The sequence below is a fragment of the uncultured Polaribacter sp. genome (assembly GCF_947500975.1).
GTDB lineage: Bacteria > Bacteroidota > Bacteroidia > Flavobacteriales > Flavobacteriaceae > Polaribacter.
In genome coordinates, this window is record NZ_CANMUE010000009.1 from 15,993 (window position 1) to 33,793 (window position 17,801).

The 17,801-nt window shown below is 28.7% G+C and carries 19 protein-coding genes and 1 tRNA gene; 6 read left to right on the top strand and 14 right to left on the bottom strand.

The annotated features are described in order from the left end of the window. Window positions 1-92 precede the first annotated feature (92 nt). Both Q0733_RS10585 and rpsT read left to right on the top strand, forming a co-directional pair. Window positions 93-164 (top strand) — tRNA-Glu (locus tag Q0733_RS10585). A gap of 34 nt (window positions 165-198) precedes the next feature. Further along, the gene (rpsT, locus tag Q0733_RS10590) at window positions 199-450 is read left to right on the top strand and encodes a 30S ribosomal protein S20 (RefSeq protein WP_298782199.1); all 252 of its coding nucleotides are present in this window, start codon (window positions 199-201) and stop codon (window positions 448-450) included. 66 nt (window positions 451-516) lie between these two features. Here rpsT and rodA read toward each other — a convergent pair whose 3' ends face one another. From rodA to Q0733_RS10625, 7 genes are all read right to left on the bottom strand, one after another. Next, on the bottom strand, window positions 517-1,797 hold the full coding sequence (gene rodA / locus Q0733_RS10595; RefSeq protein WP_298782200.1) for a rod shape-determining protein RodA: 1,281 nt from the start codon (window positions 1,795-1,797) through the stop codon (window positions 517-519). After that, the gene (gene mrdA, locus Q0733_RS10600; protein WP_298782201.1) at window positions 1,781-3,667 is read right to left on the bottom strand and encodes a penicillin-binding protein 2; all 1,887 of its coding nucleotides are present in this window, start codon (window positions 3,665-3,667) and stop codon (window positions 1,781-1,783) included. The genes rodA and mrdA overlap by 17 nt, the downstream gene beginning before the upstream one ends. Further along, window positions 3,667-4,170, bottom strand: coding sequence for a hypothetical protein (locus Q0733_RS10605; protein ID WP_298782202.1), 504 nt, complete (start codon window positions 4,168-4,170; stop codon window positions 3,667-3,669). The genes mrdA and Q0733_RS10605 overlap by 1 nt, the downstream gene beginning before the upstream one ends. Before the next feature lie 4 nt (window positions 4,171-4,174). Then, window positions 4,175-4,990, bottom strand: a complete 816-nt coding sequence (mreC, locus tag Q0733_RS10610) for a rod shape-determining protein MreC (protein ID WP_298782203.1) — start codon at window positions 4,988-4,990, stop codon at window positions 4,175-4,177. 18 nt (window positions 4,991-5,008) lie between these two features. Further along, complete coding sequence (locus Q0733_RS10615) at window positions 5,009-6,037, bottom strand: rod shape-determining protein (RefSeq protein ID WP_298782204.1); 1,029 nt, start codon at window positions 6,035-6,037, stop codon at window positions 5,009-5,011. A 76-nt stretch (window positions 6,038-6,113) separates the two neighbouring features. Beyond that, on the bottom strand, window positions 6,114-7,640 hold the full coding sequence (gene purH / locus Q0733_RS10620) for a bifunctional phosphoribosylaminoimidazolecarboxamide formyltransferase/IMP cyclohydrolase (RefSeq protein ID WP_298782205.1): 1,527 nt from the start codon (window positions 7,638-7,640) through the stop codon (window positions 6,114-6,116). A gap of 97 nt (window positions 7,641-7,737) precedes the next feature. Continuing rightward, window positions 7,738-8,190: a GAF domain-containing protein gene (locus Q0733_RS10625; protein ID WP_298782206.1), complete on the bottom strand. Its 453-nt coding sequence runs from the start codon at window positions 8,188-8,190 to the stop codon at window positions 7,738-7,740. A 153-nt stretch (window positions 8,191-8,343) separates the two neighbouring features. Here Q0733_RS10625 and Q0733_RS10630 point away from each other — a divergent pair, with 153 nt between their 5' ends. The 4 genes from Q0733_RS10630 (at window position 8,344) to Q0733_RS10645 (ending at window position 12,436) form a co-directional block, all read left to right on the top strand. Next, window positions 8,344-8,748, top strand: coding sequence for a hypothetical protein (locus tag Q0733_RS10630; protein WP_298782207.1), 405 nt, complete (start codon window positions 8,344-8,346; stop codon window positions 8,746-8,748). Between the two features lie 76 nt (window positions 8,749-8,824). Beyond that, a complete protein-coding gene (locus tag Q0733_RS10635) occupies window positions 8,825-11,065 on the top strand; it encodes a carboxypeptidase-like regulatory domain-containing protein (RefSeq protein WP_298782209.1) in 2,241 nt (746 codons plus the stop codon). 95 nt (window positions 11,066-11,160) lie between these two features. After that, window positions 11,161-11,568: a heavy-metal-associated domain-containing protein gene (locus Q0733_RS10640; protein ID WP_298782211.1), complete on the top strand. Its 408-nt coding sequence runs from the start codon at window positions 11,161-11,163 to the stop codon at window positions 11,566-11,568. 115 nt (window positions 11,569-11,683) lie between these two features. Continuing rightward, a complete protein-coding gene (locus Q0733_RS10645; RefSeq protein ID WP_298782213.1) occupies window positions 11,684-12,436 on the top strand; it encodes a DUF6503 family protein in 753 nt (250 codons plus the stop codon). Window positions 12,437-12,520: 84 nt separating this feature from the next. Here Q0733_RS10645 and groL read toward each other — a convergent pair whose 3' ends face one another. From groL to Q0733_RS10680, 7 genes are all read right to left on the bottom strand, one after another. Beyond that, the gene (gene groL, locus Q0733_RS10650) at window positions 12,521-14,149 is read right to left on the bottom strand and encodes a chaperonin GroEL (protein WP_298782215.1); all 1,629 of its coding nucleotides are present in this window, start codon (window positions 14,147-14,149) and stop codon (window positions 12,521-12,523) included. A 10-nt stretch (window positions 14,150-14,159) separates the two neighbouring features. Further along, window positions 14,160-14,435, bottom strand: a complete 276-nt coding sequence (gene groES / locus Q0733_RS10655; RefSeq protein ID WP_298782216.1) for a co-chaperone GroES — start codon at window positions 14,433-14,435, stop codon at window positions 14,160-14,162. Between the two features lie 174 nt (window positions 14,436-14,609). After that, entirely contained in the window at window positions 14,610-14,933 is a 324-nt protein-coding gene (gene secG, locus Q0733_RS10660; protein ID WP_298782218.1) for a preprotein translocase subunit SecG, read from the bottom strand. Beyond that, on the bottom strand, window positions 14,930-15,694 hold the full coding sequence (locus Q0733_RS10665) for a hypothetical protein (RefSeq protein WP_298782220.1): 765 nt from the start codon (window positions 15,692-15,694) through the stop codon (window positions 14,930-14,932). Before Q0733_RS10665 ends, secG begins: the two co-directional genes overlap by 4 nt. A gap of 27 nt (window positions 15,695-15,721) precedes the next feature. Further along, complete coding sequence (locus Q0733_RS10670; protein WP_298782222.1) at window positions 15,722-16,228, bottom strand: LptE family protein; 507 nt, start codon at window positions 16,226-16,228, stop codon at window positions 15,722-15,724. Window positions 16,229-16,232: 4 nt separating this feature from the next. Beyond that, window positions 16,233-17,456 (bottom strand): sigma 54-interacting transcriptional regulator, encoded by a 1,224-nt coding sequence (locus tag Q0733_RS10675; RefSeq protein WP_298782224.1) that lies wholly within the window; start codon window positions 17,454-17,456, stop codon window positions 16,233-16,235. 3 nt (window positions 17,457-17,459) lie between these two features. Further along, window positions 17,460-17,801: a hypothetical protein gene (locus tag Q0733_RS10680; protein WP_298782225.1), complete on the bottom strand. Its 342-nt coding sequence runs from the start codon at window positions 17,799-17,801 to the stop codon at window positions 17,460-17,462.

Consider the following 17,801-nt stretch of genomic DNA (forward strand, 5'->3'; position numbering starts at 1 on the left):
TTAAAAAAAAATAAATTTTTTTTTAAAAATTATTGCAGAATTTAAAAAAGCTTGTATATTTGCACCCGCAATTAGGAACATTTAATTGTTATGGTCCGTTCGTCTAGGGGTTAGGACGCATGGTTTTCATCCATGTAACACGGGTTCGATTCCCGTACGGACTACAAAAGTTTTAATAAAAAAAACGAAAACAAAATTATGGCAAATCATAAGTCAGCATTAAAAAGAATTAGAAGTAACGAAGCGAAAAGATTACGCAACAAATATCAGCATAAAACTACACGTAATGCTGTTAGAGATTTACGCGCTACTGAAGATAAAAAAGAAGCTGAAGGTTCTTTAGGTAAAGTAATTTCTATGTTAGATAAATTAGCAAAGAATAATATTATTCATAAGAATAAAGCAGCTAACTTAAAATCTAAGTTAACAAAGCACGTTGCAGCAATGTAATATTTATTACTTTAAAATATTTTAAAACTCTGAATTTTTAATTCAGAGTTTTTTTTGTTCTATTTTTTACCAGTCATAATTTTTATGAGCATCTAACTTTATAAAAATGAAGAGTAATATTGTAAATCCCCAGAGAGATGAACCTCCGTAACTAAAAAAGGGGAGCGGTATGCCTACAGTAGGCAATAAGCCAATGACCATTCCTATATTTACAATTACATGAAAAAATAGTATAGAAGCTAAACTATAGCCGTAAATACGGCCAAATTTATTGGTGTGAGTTTCTGATAAATAGATAATTCTATATAGCATTAACATAAATAAAATAATTACAAAACTACTTCCTAAAAAGCCCCATTCTTCTCCAACAGTACTAAAAATATAATCTGTATGTTGTTCTGGTACAAAATCTCCCTGAGTTAAATCTCCTTTTAAAAAACCTTTTCCTGTAAAACCTCCAGAACTTATAGTTAATTCGGATTGATAAGAATTATATCCAATACCTTTATTATCGGTTTTTTTTCCTAATAAAATATCAAACCTATCTTTTTGATGTGTGGGTAAAATATTTTTATATGTATACCCTATCCCAAAAATAAACAAGCCAACTATTGCATAAACACCTGCTATTTTATGCCAGTTAAAGCGAAAAAAACGTTTGCCACCTTTTTTAAAAAGATAGAACGCAAATATTGAAATTAAAATAAATGCGCATATCAACATCCATTTTGAGCCAAAAAATATAGTAAGAATAAATAAGATGATAAAGGCTGAGCCTAATAAGATATAGTTTAAGGTTAAACCTTCTCTATAAAGTGCGAAAAAGAATGATAAATAAATTATAGCAGAACCAGCATCTGGTTGTAAAAAAATTAAAAATGCAGGAAAAAAGATTACAATAAATGCTTTAATTTGATTTTTAATTAATTTTAAATTATACTGTTTGTCACTTACTAGTTTTGCAATTGCTAGTGCTGTAAAAGCTTTGGCAAATTCTGAGGGTTGTAAACCGATGACTCCAAAATTAAACCAAGATTTAGCCCCATTTATTTCTTTACCTAGCGGAAATAGTAATATTAACAAGAATAAAGCGATTAGATAAAATATGGTTGCAAACTTCTCATAAAATTTTGCATTAAAAAAAAGTATAATTATAATTAAAGGAATACTTAAAAGAATAAATATAAATTGCTTCCCATATTTAGTAGAAAAATTTAAAAATTGAAAACTCTCATCCGTTTTAGATGCTGCATAGATATTTACCCAGCCAAAACCTACAAGTATCATAAAAATGAAAACTAATATCCAATCTATATTTGCAAAAATATTATTATGTTCCTGACGCAATTTCTTTTGGTTTTTGAATTTGTATGTCGTAAATGTCTTGCAAACTCATATTAATCATATTTAATTCTCTTTGTTTGTTTTCTTTAGAAACACTTTTGTTTAGATATTTTTCTATTAATAAACTTGTAATTGGTGCTGCAATTGTAGAACCATATCCACCATTTTCAACAAAAATAGCTAATGCAATTTTAGGGTTCTTTTTAGGAGCAAAAGCTACTAGAATAGAATGATCTTTTAATTGAACTTTTTGACCATCAATTCTAATAAAGTTTTCTGCAGTTCCTGTTTTTCCACAAATTTCAATTCCTTTAACCTGACTATATTTTCCTGTTCCTGTTTTAAAAACTTCGTGCATTGCTTCAATAACAGGCTCAAAATGTTCTTTATCAATAGTTGTTTGTTTTTTTTCTGTGTATTTAGGGGTCTTAATAGTCTTATTATCAATTTTTTTAACAATGTGTGGTGTGTAAAAATACCCTCTGTTAGCAATTGCTGCTGTAAAATTAGCTAATTGAATTGGTGTTGTTAGAATTTGACCTTGACCAATTGCATTAGAAATATTTGAAGATCCGTTCCATCTATAATTTAAGTTATCTTCATAATATTGTCCATCAGGAATAAACCCTGAAACACCAGCTGGTAAATCATACCCTAAATAATTACCTAAACCAAAACTGGTAACATGTCTATGCCAATTATCTAAACCTTCTTTAGGTTTATTATTTTTTTCTATAATTTTTTTATATGTGTTAGAAAAATAACTATTACATGATTTTGAGATTGCTTTTTTTAATTTTATTGGGTAGTCATAAATTGCACAATGACAGCCCATAAATTCATTTTTTCTTTTACCATATCTATAACCATTATAACACCTAAAACTTGATTGTTGGTTAATTACTTTTTCTTGTAAACCAATTAATGCGTTCATCATTTTAAAAGGAGAGCCAGGTGGGTATGCTCCCATTAAACCTCTGTCATAAGAAGGTTTGTTAATTGAATCTATTTTAAAAAGAAAGGTTGAGTTTTTAGATCTTTTTCTACCAACTAACATATTAGGGTCGTAAGTTGGGGCTGTAACTAAAGCTAAAATTTCGCCAGTTGATGGTTCTAAAGCAACAATACCACCACGTTTACCTTTCATTAATTTTTGAGCATATATTTGTAGGTCAATATCTAATGTTAAAATTAAATCTTTTCCATTTTTAGCAAGAGTATCCCTAGCTCCGTTATCTAATGAACCAGTAATTTTATTTAAATTATTTCGTTTAAAATATTTTTTTCCTTTTTTTCCTCTTAAAAAAAATTCATATTGTTTTTCAACCCCATCTTTTCCTTCTAATTCTCCTTGTTGATAATAGTTGTTCTTTCTTGCAGTTGCTTCATTAACTTCGCCAATATAACCTAATACATTTGCAGCCGCATTTATTGGGTAATCTCTTATGATTCTTTTTTGGATAAAAAATCCTGAGTATTTATGAAGTTTTTCTTGTAAAAAGGCAAAATCTTCTTTTGCCAATTGTTTTAAAAATACTGAAGGTAAATACCGAGCATATCTTTCTGCTCTTTTAAATCGTTTTAAAAAATCAGGCTTGTCTATTTTTAACAATTTACAAAATTCTAAGGTGTCTAATGGTTTTACTTGATTTGGCTGCACCATAACATCATACGAAAGTTGATTAGCAACTAAAAGCTTTCCGTTTCTATCATAAATATAACCGCGTTCAGGGTAATCATATTCAATTTTTACAGCAGAATTATGAAGCGGGTCATAACTTTGTTCGTTTAAAATTTGCAATTGAAAAAGTCTTCCAATTAATATTAGTCCAAAAAGTGTAATAAAAAAATAGAGTAAATAACTTCTTTGCATTATTCGGTTTTCGAAAATATTTTAGTGCCTAAAAAATAAAGTATCAAAGTAAATATACTTGAAAAAAATGTGTTTGTAAGTACGTTTGATAAATTTTGAAAACTAAAATTAGCAAAACTAAAGTAGATAAAGTGATGAATTACTGTTAAAGTTACAATGTAATTAAAAACTTTTCCAAAAGGCTCATCATTTAAGTTGAAGAATGAGTAATCAGCTTCAATTTTTCTGAAATATATTTTGATAAAAAACAGCCTTAAATATGCTATAAATAAAATTGAAAAAGCATGAATTCCTCCAGTATCTAAAAAGAAATCAATAAAAAAACCTAATAAAAAACTATAAAATAAAAAAGGAAATCTATTGTCTTTTAAAGGAAAATAAAATACGAATATGATATATAGATAAGGATTTATATATCCTAAAAATAAAATATTATTTAGGATAAAAACTTGTAGAAAAAGCAAGAAAAAGAAGAGTAATACAAATTTATATTGCTTATTCATTTTGTTAATTTTCTAGTGATTGGATTTCTATTTTTTCTAAGTTTTTAATGATATTTACATAGTTTAAATTACTCATATCATTAAAAAGTGTAATGTTAACTTTGTTGTCAGCAGAATTTTCAGAATTTATTTCAGAAATAATTCCAATTAAAATTCCTTCAGGAAAAATAGTAGACATTCCTCCAGTTTCTATGGTGTCGCCAATTTTTAATGGAGCTTGTCTTGGTAAGTCAGAGAGCTGAACAATGTTATAGTTTTTACCATCCCAACCTAATGATCCAAAATAGTTGCTATTTTTTAAACGCGCATTTATTTTACTATTTCTGTTTAAAATTGATTGAATTGTTGAAAATCTAGCATTTACAACATCAGTAATACCAATAATACCTTTGCTATTTATTACAGCCATTTCTTTTTGTATACCTTGGTTTTTACCTCTGTTGATTGTTAAAATATTAAATTGAGAAGCATAGCTATTTTTAATAATTTTTGCACTTGTATAAGTATATTTTTGATTTAATTTTACTGTGTCAACAACAGTAGAATCGATATTGTAAATAATCGAATTACTTTTTTCTAATAAGTTTTTTAATCGATTATTTTCTTCTGCAAGTATTTTGTTTTTAGATTTTAAATCAAAATAATCCGAAATATTTGTTGCTTGTGAATAAAGACCTCCGGTAATAGTATTTGCAGAATTTACAAATTTACTTTTATGAAAACTAAGATTATTAAATGTGAATGCAAGTGCAATTATCTCTAAAAATAAGAAAAATAGAAAATACTTAAACTTCTGAAAAAAATGTATAAGTTGTTGCATTGTTAGGGTTTAATAATGCTAATTCATTAACACATTTTTGTATTTGTTTAATTCTTTTAAAGCAATTCCTGTTCCACGAACAACTGCTCTTAATGGATCTTCGGTTACGTAAACTGGTAAATCTGTTTTACGAGATAAACGTTTGTCTAAACCTCTTAACATAGATCCGCCACCCGCTAAATAAATTCCTGTATTATAAATGTCTGCAGCTAATTCTGGTGGAGTTTTAGATAAAGTTTCCATAACGGCATCTTCAATTCTTAAAATAGATTTGTCTAATGCTTTTGCAATTTCTCTGTAAGAAACTTGAACTTGTTTAGGTTTCCCGCTTAATAAATCTCTACCTTGAACTAGCATTTCGTCTGGTGGAGTATCTAAATCTTCAGTAGCTGCACCAATAGTTATTTTTATTTTTTCAGCGGTAGTTTCTCCTACATGTAAGTTGTGCTGAGTACGCATGTAATACATAATGTCATTGGTAAATAAATCTCCAGCAACTTTAACAGATTGATCGCAAACAATACCGCCTAAAGCAATTACAGCAATTTCAGTTGTACCACCACCTATATCAATAATCATGTTGCCTTTTGGCTCCATAATATCAATACCAACACCAATTGCAGCAGCCATTGGTTCGTAAATTAAATAGATTTCTTTAGCATTCATATGCTTTGCAGAATCTCTTACAGCTCGTTTTTCAACTTCTGTAATTCCTGAAGGAATACAAATTACCATTCTTAATGCTGGTGGAAATAATTTCTTTTTGATAGATGGAATTTGTTTCACAAATTCCTTAATCATTTCTTCTGATGCCTGAAAATCTGCAATTACACCATCTTTTAATGGACGGATTGTTTTAATATTTTCATGGGTTTTTCCTTGCATTAAATTTGCTTCCTGACCGATAGCAATAATTTTTCCAGAAATTCTATCTCTGGCAACAATAGAAGGGCTGTCTATTACAACTTTTCCATTGTGGATTATTAGTGTATTTGCAGTCCCTAGATCGATTGCAATATCCTCAGTCATAAAATCGAAAAAACCCATAAATATTTTTCTTGTTTTGTTTTTAATCTATCCTTACAAATTTAGTAAATTTAATCTGTAATTTAGAGTTAATTTTTTAATGTTTAAAATGCCTAGTTCCAGTCATTACCATAGATATATTATTTGTGTTACAATAATCGATGCTTAATTGGTCTTTTATAGATCCTCCAGGTTGAATTACACTTTTTATACCTGCTTTATCTGCAATTTCTACACAATCAGGAAACGGAAAAAATGCATCACTTGCCATAACAGCTCCATTTAAATCGAAACCAAAATTATTTGCTTTTTCAATGGCTTGGTTTAAAGCATCAACTCTACTAGTTTGTCCTGTTCCGCTTGCTAATAATTGATTATTTTTTGTAAAAACAATGGTATTAGATTTTGTGTGTTTACATATTTTAGAAGCAAATAATAAATCTTTTATTTCTTCTTCAGAAGGTTTTGTATTGGTAACATAGGTTAAATCTTCTAAAGTATCTGTAATAGCATCTTTATCCTGAACTAATAAACCATTTAATGCAGTTCTAACATTTTGATTTGGAAGATTTGTTGTTTTCTGAACTAAGAGAACTCTATTTTTCTTTCCTTTTAAAGTTGCTAAAGCTTCATCAGAATAAGATGGTGCAATTACAACTTCGCAAAATAATTTATGAATTTCTTCAGCCGTTTCTGCATCAATTTCTGTGTTTGCAATTAAAACGCCACCAAAAGCAGAAACAGGATCACCTGCTAAAGCATCTAAATATGCTTGTTTAATAGTGTTTCTTTGTGCAAAACCACAAGCATTATTATGTTTTAAAACGGCAAATGTTGGATCTTCTCCGGTAAATTCATTCATTAAATTTACAGCAGCGTCAACGTCTAAAAGATTATTGTAGCTTAATTCTTTACCGTGTAATTTGTCAAACATAGCATCTAAATCACCAAAGAAATATCCTTTTTGATGAGGGTTTTCTCCATAGCGTAAAACTTTAGAAGTAGTTTCACTTGCTTTAAAAACTATTTCATCTTCATTAAAATAATTAAAAATTGCAGTATCATAATGAGAAGAAACGTTAAACGATTTTGCAGCAAATTTCTTTCTTTGTGCAATTGTTGTTTTTCCATTATTATCTGATAAAATTTCTAAAAATTCATCGTATTGTTCCATTGAAGAAACTGTAAAAGTATCTTTAAAGTTTTTAGCAGAAGCTCTAATTAAAGAAATACCACCAATATCAATTTTTTCTACAATATCTTGCTCTGGAGCCCCAGAAGCTACTGTTTTTTCAAACGGATATAAATCAACAATTACCAAATCTAATTGTGGAATGTTGTATTCTTTCATTTCAGCAACATCACCTTCATGATCTTGTCTGTTTAAAATTCCTCCAAAAACCTTAGGGTGTAAAGTTTTTACTCTTCCACCTAAAATAGAAGGGTAAGAAGTTACATCTTCTACAGGAACTACATCAATTCCTAGTTCTTTAATAAATTTTTCTGTTCCACCAGTTGAATAAATAGTTACGTTTAGTTCATTTAATTTTTGTACAATTGGCGCTAAACCATCTTTGTGAAATACAGAAATTAATGCTGATTTAATTGTTTTTGAAGTGCTCATTTGTTGTTGTGTTGTTAAGCACGCAAAACTACACAATCATTGAAAGAATCGCAATAAAAAGATAGTAACAAAATAGAGAAGTAGTTAACAATATAATTTATAAAATAGCAACTACTTTTTCACAAACATATTCTAACAATTCTTCGTCTTTTTTAGTAAATATGTTTGCTGTGTGAGAATCAATATCAATTTGACCAACATTTTCTCCGTCTACAAAAATTGGAATTACAATTTCAGATTTTACTTTCCAACCACAAGAAATATAGTTGTCTTGTTCAGAAACATCTTGCACCACAAAGTTTTTATTACTTACTGCAACTTGTCCGCAAATTCCTTTTCCAAATGGTATAATTATGTGTTCCGTTTCTTCACCAGTATATTGTGCTAATTTTAGCTCTTCTTTATTGCCGTTTTTAAAGTAAAAACCCACCCAGTCATAATAAGAAATTTCGTTTTCTAAAAAATCACAAATGGTTTGTAATTTTTCTTCTTTGGTTTTTATAGTGTTAATTATAGTATCAATTTCTAGTTGTAAAAGTTCTATATTCATAGTTAAAAATATTGATTGCAAAAATAATTCAAAAAAACGTTTTGTTTATATAATTCGGTTTTTTAATTAAAACCTTACAAATGAATTATATAAAACCTAAAGAAACAGTTTTAATATGAGGTTTAATTAACTTGTTGTAAATTTGTACTAGAAATGAAGCAATTTTTCAATAAAATATCATCAATAATAATGGCCTTTTTAGTGCTGTTTTCTACCTTTTCTTTTACGGTAGAAAAACATTATTGTGGAGATTTTTTAATAGATGTTTCTTATACTGGTAAAGCTTATAATTGTGGAATGGATATGGAAGCAAAAGCATTAGCAAAAAAGAAAAATTGCTGTAAAGATGAGATTCAAAAAATTGAAGGTCAAGATGAGTTACAGCTAAGTTCTATTGATAAAATTTCTTTTGAAAAACAACAGTTTTTAACAGTTTTCATTTTTACTTATAATGATTTATTTTCTGAATTTTCAACAGAAAAAAACCTTCAAAAAGCTTTTCCACCTCCAGATATCGACCTCGATTATCAGGTAAATTACCAGACTTTTTTAATTTGATTTTAATTTTTAGCAAATAGTTTATCGTCTTTTTAGGTGATAATGAGTTGTGTTATTTATTAAAATCAATATAAAAATGAAAAAAATAATATTAAATAGTTTATTACTATTACTTCCATTCATACTCTTTTCTCAAGAAACATTTAAAGGAATGATTATGGATAAAAGTAATCCAAAAGATAATTTAGGAGTAGAAGGAGCCAGCATTCATTGGTTAAACACAAATATTGGCGTTTTTACAAATGAAAAAGGTTGGTTTTCAATTCCGTATAAACCTGAATATAAAAAACTAGTAATTAGTTATTTGGGTTATAAAACCGATACGATTACAGTTTTTAGCTTAAAACCAATTCATCATTTTATAACTCCAGAAAGTGATTTAAACGAAATTACAATTAACAGTAAAAGAGATGCAATTCAAAAATCTACTTTTGCAACCGCAAATATTTTTACGGTAAATAGTGCAGAATTATTAAAAGCTGCTTGTTGTAATTTAGCTGAAAGTTTTGAAACAAATCCTTCAATTGATGTTAGTTTTTCTGACGCTTTAACTGGAACAAGACAAATACAAATGTTAGGTTTAACGAGTCCGTATTTGTTAATTACACAAGAAAATATTCCATCAATTAGAGGAGCAAGTCAAGTTTTTGGAATGACGTTTACACCCGGAACTTGGGTAGAAAGTATTCAAATTTCTAAAGGAGCAGGTTCTGTAGTTAATGGATTTGAAAGTATTTCTGGGCAAATAAATGCAGAGTTGGTAAAACCTTATACAGATAATAAATTCTTTTTAAATGCTTATTCTTCATTAAACGGAAGATTGGAATTGAATACGCATTTTAATCAAAAAGTATCTGATAAATGGCAAACAGGTTTTTATCTTCATGGAAATTATAGAGGCGAAAAATTTGATAAAAACAACGATAATTTTATTGATATGCCCTTGGCAAATCAAATAAATGTAATGAATAGATGGCAATTTACTGATGCCGAAAAAGGTTGGGTAAGTTTTATAAATGTACGTTTTTTAAATGATGAAAAACAAACTGGAGAGTTGGATTTTAATCCTTCAACTGATAAGGGAACTACCAATAATTGGGGGAGTGAAATTGATACTAAACGTTTTGATGCATCAACAAAATTAGGTTATGTTTTTCCTGAATTACCTTTTCAAAGTTTAGGTTTTCAAATGGCATATAGTCATCATCAACAAGGCTCTTATTTTGGTTTGAATGTGTATAATATTCAACATCAAAGTGTGTATTCTAACTTTATATTTAACTCCATAATTGGAGATACAAGAAATAAGTTTAAAGCTGGTTTATCGTTTACTTATGATAAGTTTGATGAGCTTGTAAATACATCATTTTTTAATAGAAAAGAAAAATCTTTTGGTGGATTTTTTGAATATGCCTATGATAATTTAGATGATTTTAGTTTAACAGCGGGTTTAAGAATTGATACACATAATTTGTTAGGAACTTTTTTAACGCCAAGATTACATCTAAGATATATCCCTTGGGAAAAAGGAGTTTTTAGAGCCTCAATTGGAAGAGGAAAAAGAAGTGCGAATATTTTTGCTGAAAATCAGCAATTATTTGCTAGTTCTAGACAAATAAATATTGATGATGTTGGTGGAAATATCTACGGATTAAATCCTGAAATTGCATGGAATTACGGAGTTTCTTATTTGCAGAAATTTAATTTATTTGATAAGAAAGGAGATGTCACTTTTGATTTTTATCAAACTAATTTTCAAAATCAAGTAATTGTAGATTGGGAAAATTCGCAAGAAATTTCGTTTTACGATTTAGATGGAAAAAGTATTGCCAATAGTTTTCAAGTAGAGGTAAATTATGAGTTGGCAAAAAACTTAAATTTAAGAACTGCTTATAAATATTTTGATATCTCCACAGATTTTAAAAGCGGAAACTTGCAAAAGCCAATTCAGCCACAAAATAGATTTTTTGCAAACTTATCTTATGAAACAGTTTTAGAAAATGAAAAGCAGTGGCGATTTGATATTACTTTTAATAGTGTTGGTAAACAACGTTTGCCAAACACAACAAGTAACCTTATTGAATATCAATTACCCGTATATGCAAACCCTTATCAGTTGATGAATTCGCAAATAACAAAAGTGTTTTCTAATAAGTTTGAAATGTATTTAGGGGGAGAAAACTTAACTAACGTTCAGCAGAAAAATCCTATTTTAGCAAGTGATAACCCTTTTGGCTCAAATTTTGATTCAACAATTGTATATGCTCCCATTTTTGGTAGTACAATTTATGCAGGGTTAAGATTTAAAATAAAATAACTAGTTATTGAGATGTAGGAATAACTGAAGCAATCTATTCATTAATAGGCTGATTGTTTCTTAAACTCGCAATGACAAATAAAAAAGATAAAAAAATGGAAAAAATTATATTCGTATTTAGTTTATTAATGATTGGTTTTTCAACACAATCACAAGAAATAAAAAAGAAAAAAAACGCAAAAGTTACTTTTGAAGTTGATGGTATTTGCGGCATGTGTAAAAAAAGAATTGAAACAGCAGCTTTAAAAACGAGAGGTGTAAAATTTGCCATTTGGGATGTAAAAACACATCAACTAAATATAATTTTAGATGAAAGAAAAACAGCGGTTTCTGATGTTCAAAAAAATATTTTAGAAGTTGGGCATGACGTTATAGGTATAGATAAAAAGAAGCTACTTGCTGAAGAAGAGGCTTATAATTCTGTTCACCCTTGTTGTAAATACAGGGATGAAGAAATTTTATTGGATCATGAAGGAGGTTTAAAAAAGCAAAAAAAACAATAGTTTTTATAATAGATTTCATTTTTACTTCTTGTATGTGAGAAAAGAAAGAAGTGAAAAAATAATATCATTAATGTCTAGTTTACAAAATGTAAGCTAAGCGAAAAAGATAAAAATTATGATGTGCTTGCGTATTAATGAAAAAAGAATAGATGTTTTTCTCTTTTTTTCTTTGCTGCTTTTTTTTAGTTGTAGCCCTAAAAAAAATATTTCAGCTAAAAGTATTGTTGAAAAAGGAATAAAATTCCACGATGATTCTAATAACTGGAAAAATTTAAAGACTTTAAGTTTTAATAAAAAAGTGATTTTATTTCTTGAAGATGGAAGTGTAGAATCTGAAGTAAATCAACATCAAGAGTTTGTATTTTACCCAGAATTAAGTGGAAAGATTAGTTGGAAAAGAGGTGTAGATAGCATTTCGATTGTTTATAAAAATGGAAAATTGAAAAAGTTTATTAATAAAATACCAACTTTAAGTTTAAAAGAATTAAAAAGTGCTGAAAATACTTTTTTTGCTTCTCAATATGTAATAAGGCAGCCTTTTGATTTATTAGAGAAAAATATAAAACTTATCTATAGTGGAATTAAACAGTTAAAAGAAAATAAAGCACATGAAATTAAGGTTACTTATGACGAAGATAAGGAGAAATCTGATCAGTGGTTTTATTATTTTGATGTAAATACATTTAAAGTTGTTGCTAACAAAATTATTAGGTCAGATCATATTAGTCTTGTAAATAATATTACATTTAATTCAAAAACTGATTTTATTTTTAATGAAAATAGGAAAAGTTATCGGTTAAATGAGCAGGGAGAGAAAACGTATTTGAGGGCTGAATATTTTTATTCAAATTATAAAACTTCTTATTAGTAAAAAATCCGATAGAAATTCTATCGGATTTTTTGTATTAAGATTTTACCTAAGAGTAAAATATTTTTTTGTAGTTTTTTATTACTACATCATACCTGGCATTCCTCCGCCCATAGGAGGCATAGCAGGTGCATCTTCTTTAATATCTATTAATGCGCATTCAGTAGTTAAAATCATTCCAGCAACAGAAGCTGCATTTTCTAAAGCAACACGAGTTACCTTTTTAGGGTCGATTATTCCAGCTTCAAGCATATCTACATATTGATCAGATTTAGCATCATAACCAAAATCTTTTTTACCTTCTAAAACTTTATTAATTACAACAGAGCCTTCACCACCAGCATTTTCAACAATAGTTCTTAATGGGGCTTCAATTGCTTTATTTACAATTTGTACTCCTGTAGTTTCATCTAAATTTTCAGTCGCTAATTTTTCTAAAACTTTTTTAGCGCGCACTAAAGCAACACCACCACCAGCAACAATTCCTTCTTCAACAGCAGCTCTTGTAGCATGCAATGCATCATCAACTCTGTCTTTTTTCTCTTTCATTTCTACTTCAGAGGCAGCGCCAACATATAAAACTGCAACTCCACCAGCTAATTTAGCTAAACGTTCTTGTAATTTTTCTTTATCGTAATCAGAAGTTGTTGTTTCTATTTGAGCTTTAATCTGATTTACTCTTGATTTAATAGTTTCTGCATTGCCAGAACCATTAACAATTGTAGTATTGTCTTTATCAACAGTTATTGTTTCAGCAGTTCCTAATAAATCTAACGTTGCGTTTTCAAGAGAGAAACCTCTTTCTTCAGAAATTACTGTCCCTCCAGTTAAAATTGCAATATCTTCTAGCATTGCTTTTCTTCTATCTCCAAAACCAGGTGCTTTTACAGCAGCAATTTTTAATCCGCCACGTAATTTGTTAACTACTAAAGTAGCCAATGCTTGTCCGTCTACATCCTCTGCTATAATTAATAAAGGTCTTCCAGATTGAGAAACTGGTTCTAAAATTGGAAGAATTTCTTGTAAATTAGAAATCTTTTTATCGAATAATAAAATATATGGATTTTCTAAATCTGCAATCATTTTATCTGCATCAGTTACAAAGTAAGGAGATAAATAACCTCTATCAAACTGCATACCTTCTACAACATCAACATATGTTTCCATACCTTTTGCTTCTTCAACAGTGATAACGCCTTCTTTACCAACTTTACTAAAAGCAGTTGAAATTAAATCTCCAATAACATCATCGTTATTTGCAGAAATAGCAGCAACTTGTTTTATTTTTTCAGAAGAATTACCCACTTTTTGAGTTTGTTTTTCTAGGTCAGAAACAATTGTTGTAACTGCTTTGTCAATTCCTCTTTTTAAATCCATAGGATTTGCGCCAGCGGCAACATTTTTTAATCCTTCTTTTACAATTGCTTGTGCTAAAACTGTTGCAGTTGTTGTTCCGTCACCAGCTAAATCATTGGTTTTAGAAGCAACTTCTTTTACCATTTGAGCTCCCATGTTTTCTAATGGGTCTTCTAACTCTACTTCTTTTGCTACAGAAACTCCATCTTTGGTTACCGTAGGTGCTCCAAAAGATTTAGAAATAATTACATTTCTTCCTTTAGGCCCTAATGTTACTTTTACTGCATTTGCCAACGCATCAACACCGCGCTTTAAACCGTCTCTTGCTTCAATATCAAATTTTATATCTTTTGCCATTTTCTTTTTTTTATATAATTGCTAAAATGTCGCTTTCACGCATTATTAAATAATCTTTTCCTTCTAATTTTAAATCGGTTCCACCATATTTACCATATAAAACAGTATCACCAACTTTTACAGTTAATGGTTCATCAACTTTACCATTTCCAACTGCAACAACAGTTCCTTGTTGTGGTTTTTCTTTTGCATTATCTGGTATAATTAATCCAGATGCTGTTTTTGTTTCTGCTGGAGCTGGTTCTACAAGAACTCTGTCAGCTAAAGGTTTAATGCTTAATCCCATTTTTATATAAATTTTGATTAATTAAATTAATTTTTTCAATTAGTATTTGTCAGAAATTATGCCAGTACAATTTAACTGCCATTTTTTCTTTGATAAATTTCTATTTTAAATTTTATGCAAAAAAAATGCCAACGTGTCATTTACGTTGGCATTTTTTAAGGGTTAGTATTAAGGTTATTTAATACTATCATTTGTTGCTGGAGTTGTATTTTCTATAGGAGCTGTTCCTTCTAGTGTATTATCTAGATTTACATTGTTTTCTCCATCTCTTGGAATTGCAAAATTTGCTAATAAAATTAAAGCAAACATTGCTATAGCTAACGTCCAAGTTGTTCTGTCTAAAAAGTTATTTGTGTTTTGTACACCCCCTAATGCTTGAGATCCACCGCCACCAAATGAAGAAGATAATCCTCCTCCTTTAGGGTTTTGAACCATTACTATTAATATTAGAGCGATTGCTACAATTAATATTAGAATTAAAAATGCTGTATAACTCATAATTTATTTTTTTGTAAAATTTGTATTCTTTTAATTTGGTCTGCAAAGAAACCACTTTTTTCTGGATATTTCAAACTTAAAATACGATAGGCTTGTATTGCGTTTTCGTACTTCTTTTGTTCTAAATAAACCTTAGCCAAAGTCTCCGTCATTAAAGATGAGTCTTGCTTGTTCTTTAATACTGAAACAGCTATAGGTTTGTCTTTTGTTAAAGGTGTAATCTTAGGATTGTTAGAAATAAATGTATCTATAATTTCTTCTTTTTTAAGAACTTTTTTTGTTGATTTACCTTCTCTTTCAATTGGTTTTTTTACAGACAACTGTAGCCATTGATTAAAAGAGTAATTCTCAGAACTAGTAAAAGAAATTGGTTTTCCTATTGATAATTCTTCTTTTATTTCTTTATAATCTATAGATGTTTCTTGTGGTGTTGTATTTTTTATATCGATAAAAACATCATCGATATTTTGTTTAGGAATTATTTCTTGTAAAATTGGTTGTTGAGTTTCTTTTTGTTTTTCTTCAAAACCTTTAGAAGTAATGTAATCAAATAAAACTGTTCTATCTGTTGTGTAAGCTGCTGTTATTTTTAACTCATTATTATATTTAAAACTATTTTGATTTTTTAATCCTTTTAAATAGAGTGCTCTTGCAGGTTGAAAGTAGGGAAATTGATCAATAATAGATTTTAACTCAACAGTTTCTATTTGTTGAGTATCGATTTTATTTTCTATTAAATTGATGAATTTTTCTGTTTTCAAAATTTTATTTTTCTAACAATAATTTTACTACCATTTTGCAACTGAAGCATTAAAAATATCTTGAGTTAAACGTTCAATAATTTCATCTAAAGCAGCTTCTAAAACACTACCAGTTAATTGCGAGCTTGCATCATAATCAGAATAAAAAGAAAATGTTTTTTCAAAGTCATCATCTTCATTTAATTTATTTATAAAACGAACATTTACACTAACAGTTAATCTGTTTTGTGCTGCAGTTTGATCGGAGGTTCCACTTAAAGGTGTAATTCTAAAACCAGTTATTTCTCCACTAAAATATAGATCTCCGTTAGAACCTGTAAGCGTTAGGTTTGTTTGACGAGTAAATAAATCTTGCAATTCGTTTGTAAAACGTTGTGTTAATGTTGGTTCTACTAAAGGTGCTTGGTTTGGAAAAAAATCTATTTGAATTGTTTTTGCATCACCTGTATTTCCACCTGTAAAAGAATAAGCTCCGCAAGAAATAATAATTGTAGAAATAGCTATAAATAGTGCAAAGGGTATTATTTTTTTCATCAATTTATAAGTCATACTGTTTAATTTTTCTGTATAAAGTACGTTCAGAAATTCCTAATTCCTTGGCTGCTAATTTACGTTTATTGTTGTTTTTTTCTAATGATTTTTTAATCATTTCAATTTCTTTGTCCTGTAAAGATAAAGATTCATTTTCTTCAATTGTCTCAATAAAATCATAATCTTTTTCTGAAGATGAAGTTTGCGGTATTTTTAAAACTTCAACATTAGAATTTAATTCATCTGAATTACCGTAAATTTTTTCAATTAAATGATGATTTTCTTCTTGAACTTCTTCAATATTTCCGCTTTTCATTAAATCTAGCGTTAACTTTTTTAAATCGTTGATATCATTACGCATATCAAACAAAATTTTATACATAATATCGCGTTCCGAAGAAAAATCATTTTCTCTTTTTCCGCCAACAATTGCAGGGAGGTTACCTTTGTTATTAGGTAAATACTGTTGTAGCTTAATAGCAGAAATTGTTCTTTCTTCTTCAATAACTGAAATTTGTTCTGCTAAATTTTTTAACTGACGAATGTTTCCAGGAAAACGATAATTTAATAAAGTATTTACTGCGTTTTCATCTAATCTAATAGATGGCATTCTGTATTTTTGAGCAAAATCTGAAGCAAATTTTCTAAACAATAAATGAATATCTTCATCACGCTCTCTTAAAGCAGGTAAATGGATTTCTACAGTACTTAATCTGTAATATAAATCTTCTCTAAATTTTTCTTTTTCAATGGCAGATTGCATGTTTACATTGGTTGCAGCAACAATTCTAACATTGGTTTTTAGTACTTTTGATGAGCCTACTTTTATGAATTCGCCATTTTCTAAAACACGTAATAAACGTACTTGTGTTGTTAATGGTAATTCGCCAACTTCATCTAAAAAAATAGTTCCTCCGTCTGCAACTTCAAAATATCCTTTTCTGTCTTGCGTTGCTCCAGTAAAAGATCCTTTTTCATGACCAAAAAGCTCACTATCAATTGTCCCTTCTGGAATTGCTCCACAGTTTACAGCAATGTATTTTGCATGTTTTCTATGAGAAAGTGAGTGTATTATTTTGGGAATATTTTCTTTACCAACACCACTTTCTCCCGTAACTAAAACAGAAATATCTGTGGGTGCAACTCTTACAGCTTTTTCTAAAGCTCTATTTAAATGAATATCGTTTCCGATAATTCCAAAACGTTGTTTTAATGCTTGTAAGTTTTCCATTTTTTATTTCTCTAAATATTCTGAAACTCCTTTTTCTTGACTTCCATTAAGCCATTGCCAATTTAATTTTAAAAGAATTTTATTTTCTTTAGTATAACTTACTTTAGCAATTGCCTTTCCTGCTTTTAATTTGTTTTCTGATGTTACACATTGATACATCATATTTAAAATATCTGTATCAAGTATTGCAATAATTTTCCCATATTTAATAGTTCCTCCAGTGTATTCTGCAGTTACTATATTTCCTTGTTGTTTATAATTGAAAATAGTTTCTGAATTTACTTTTCCATTTTTGGAATTTTCTAACAAATAGAATGTTTTATTGTTAAAATTAAATTCAGTCAT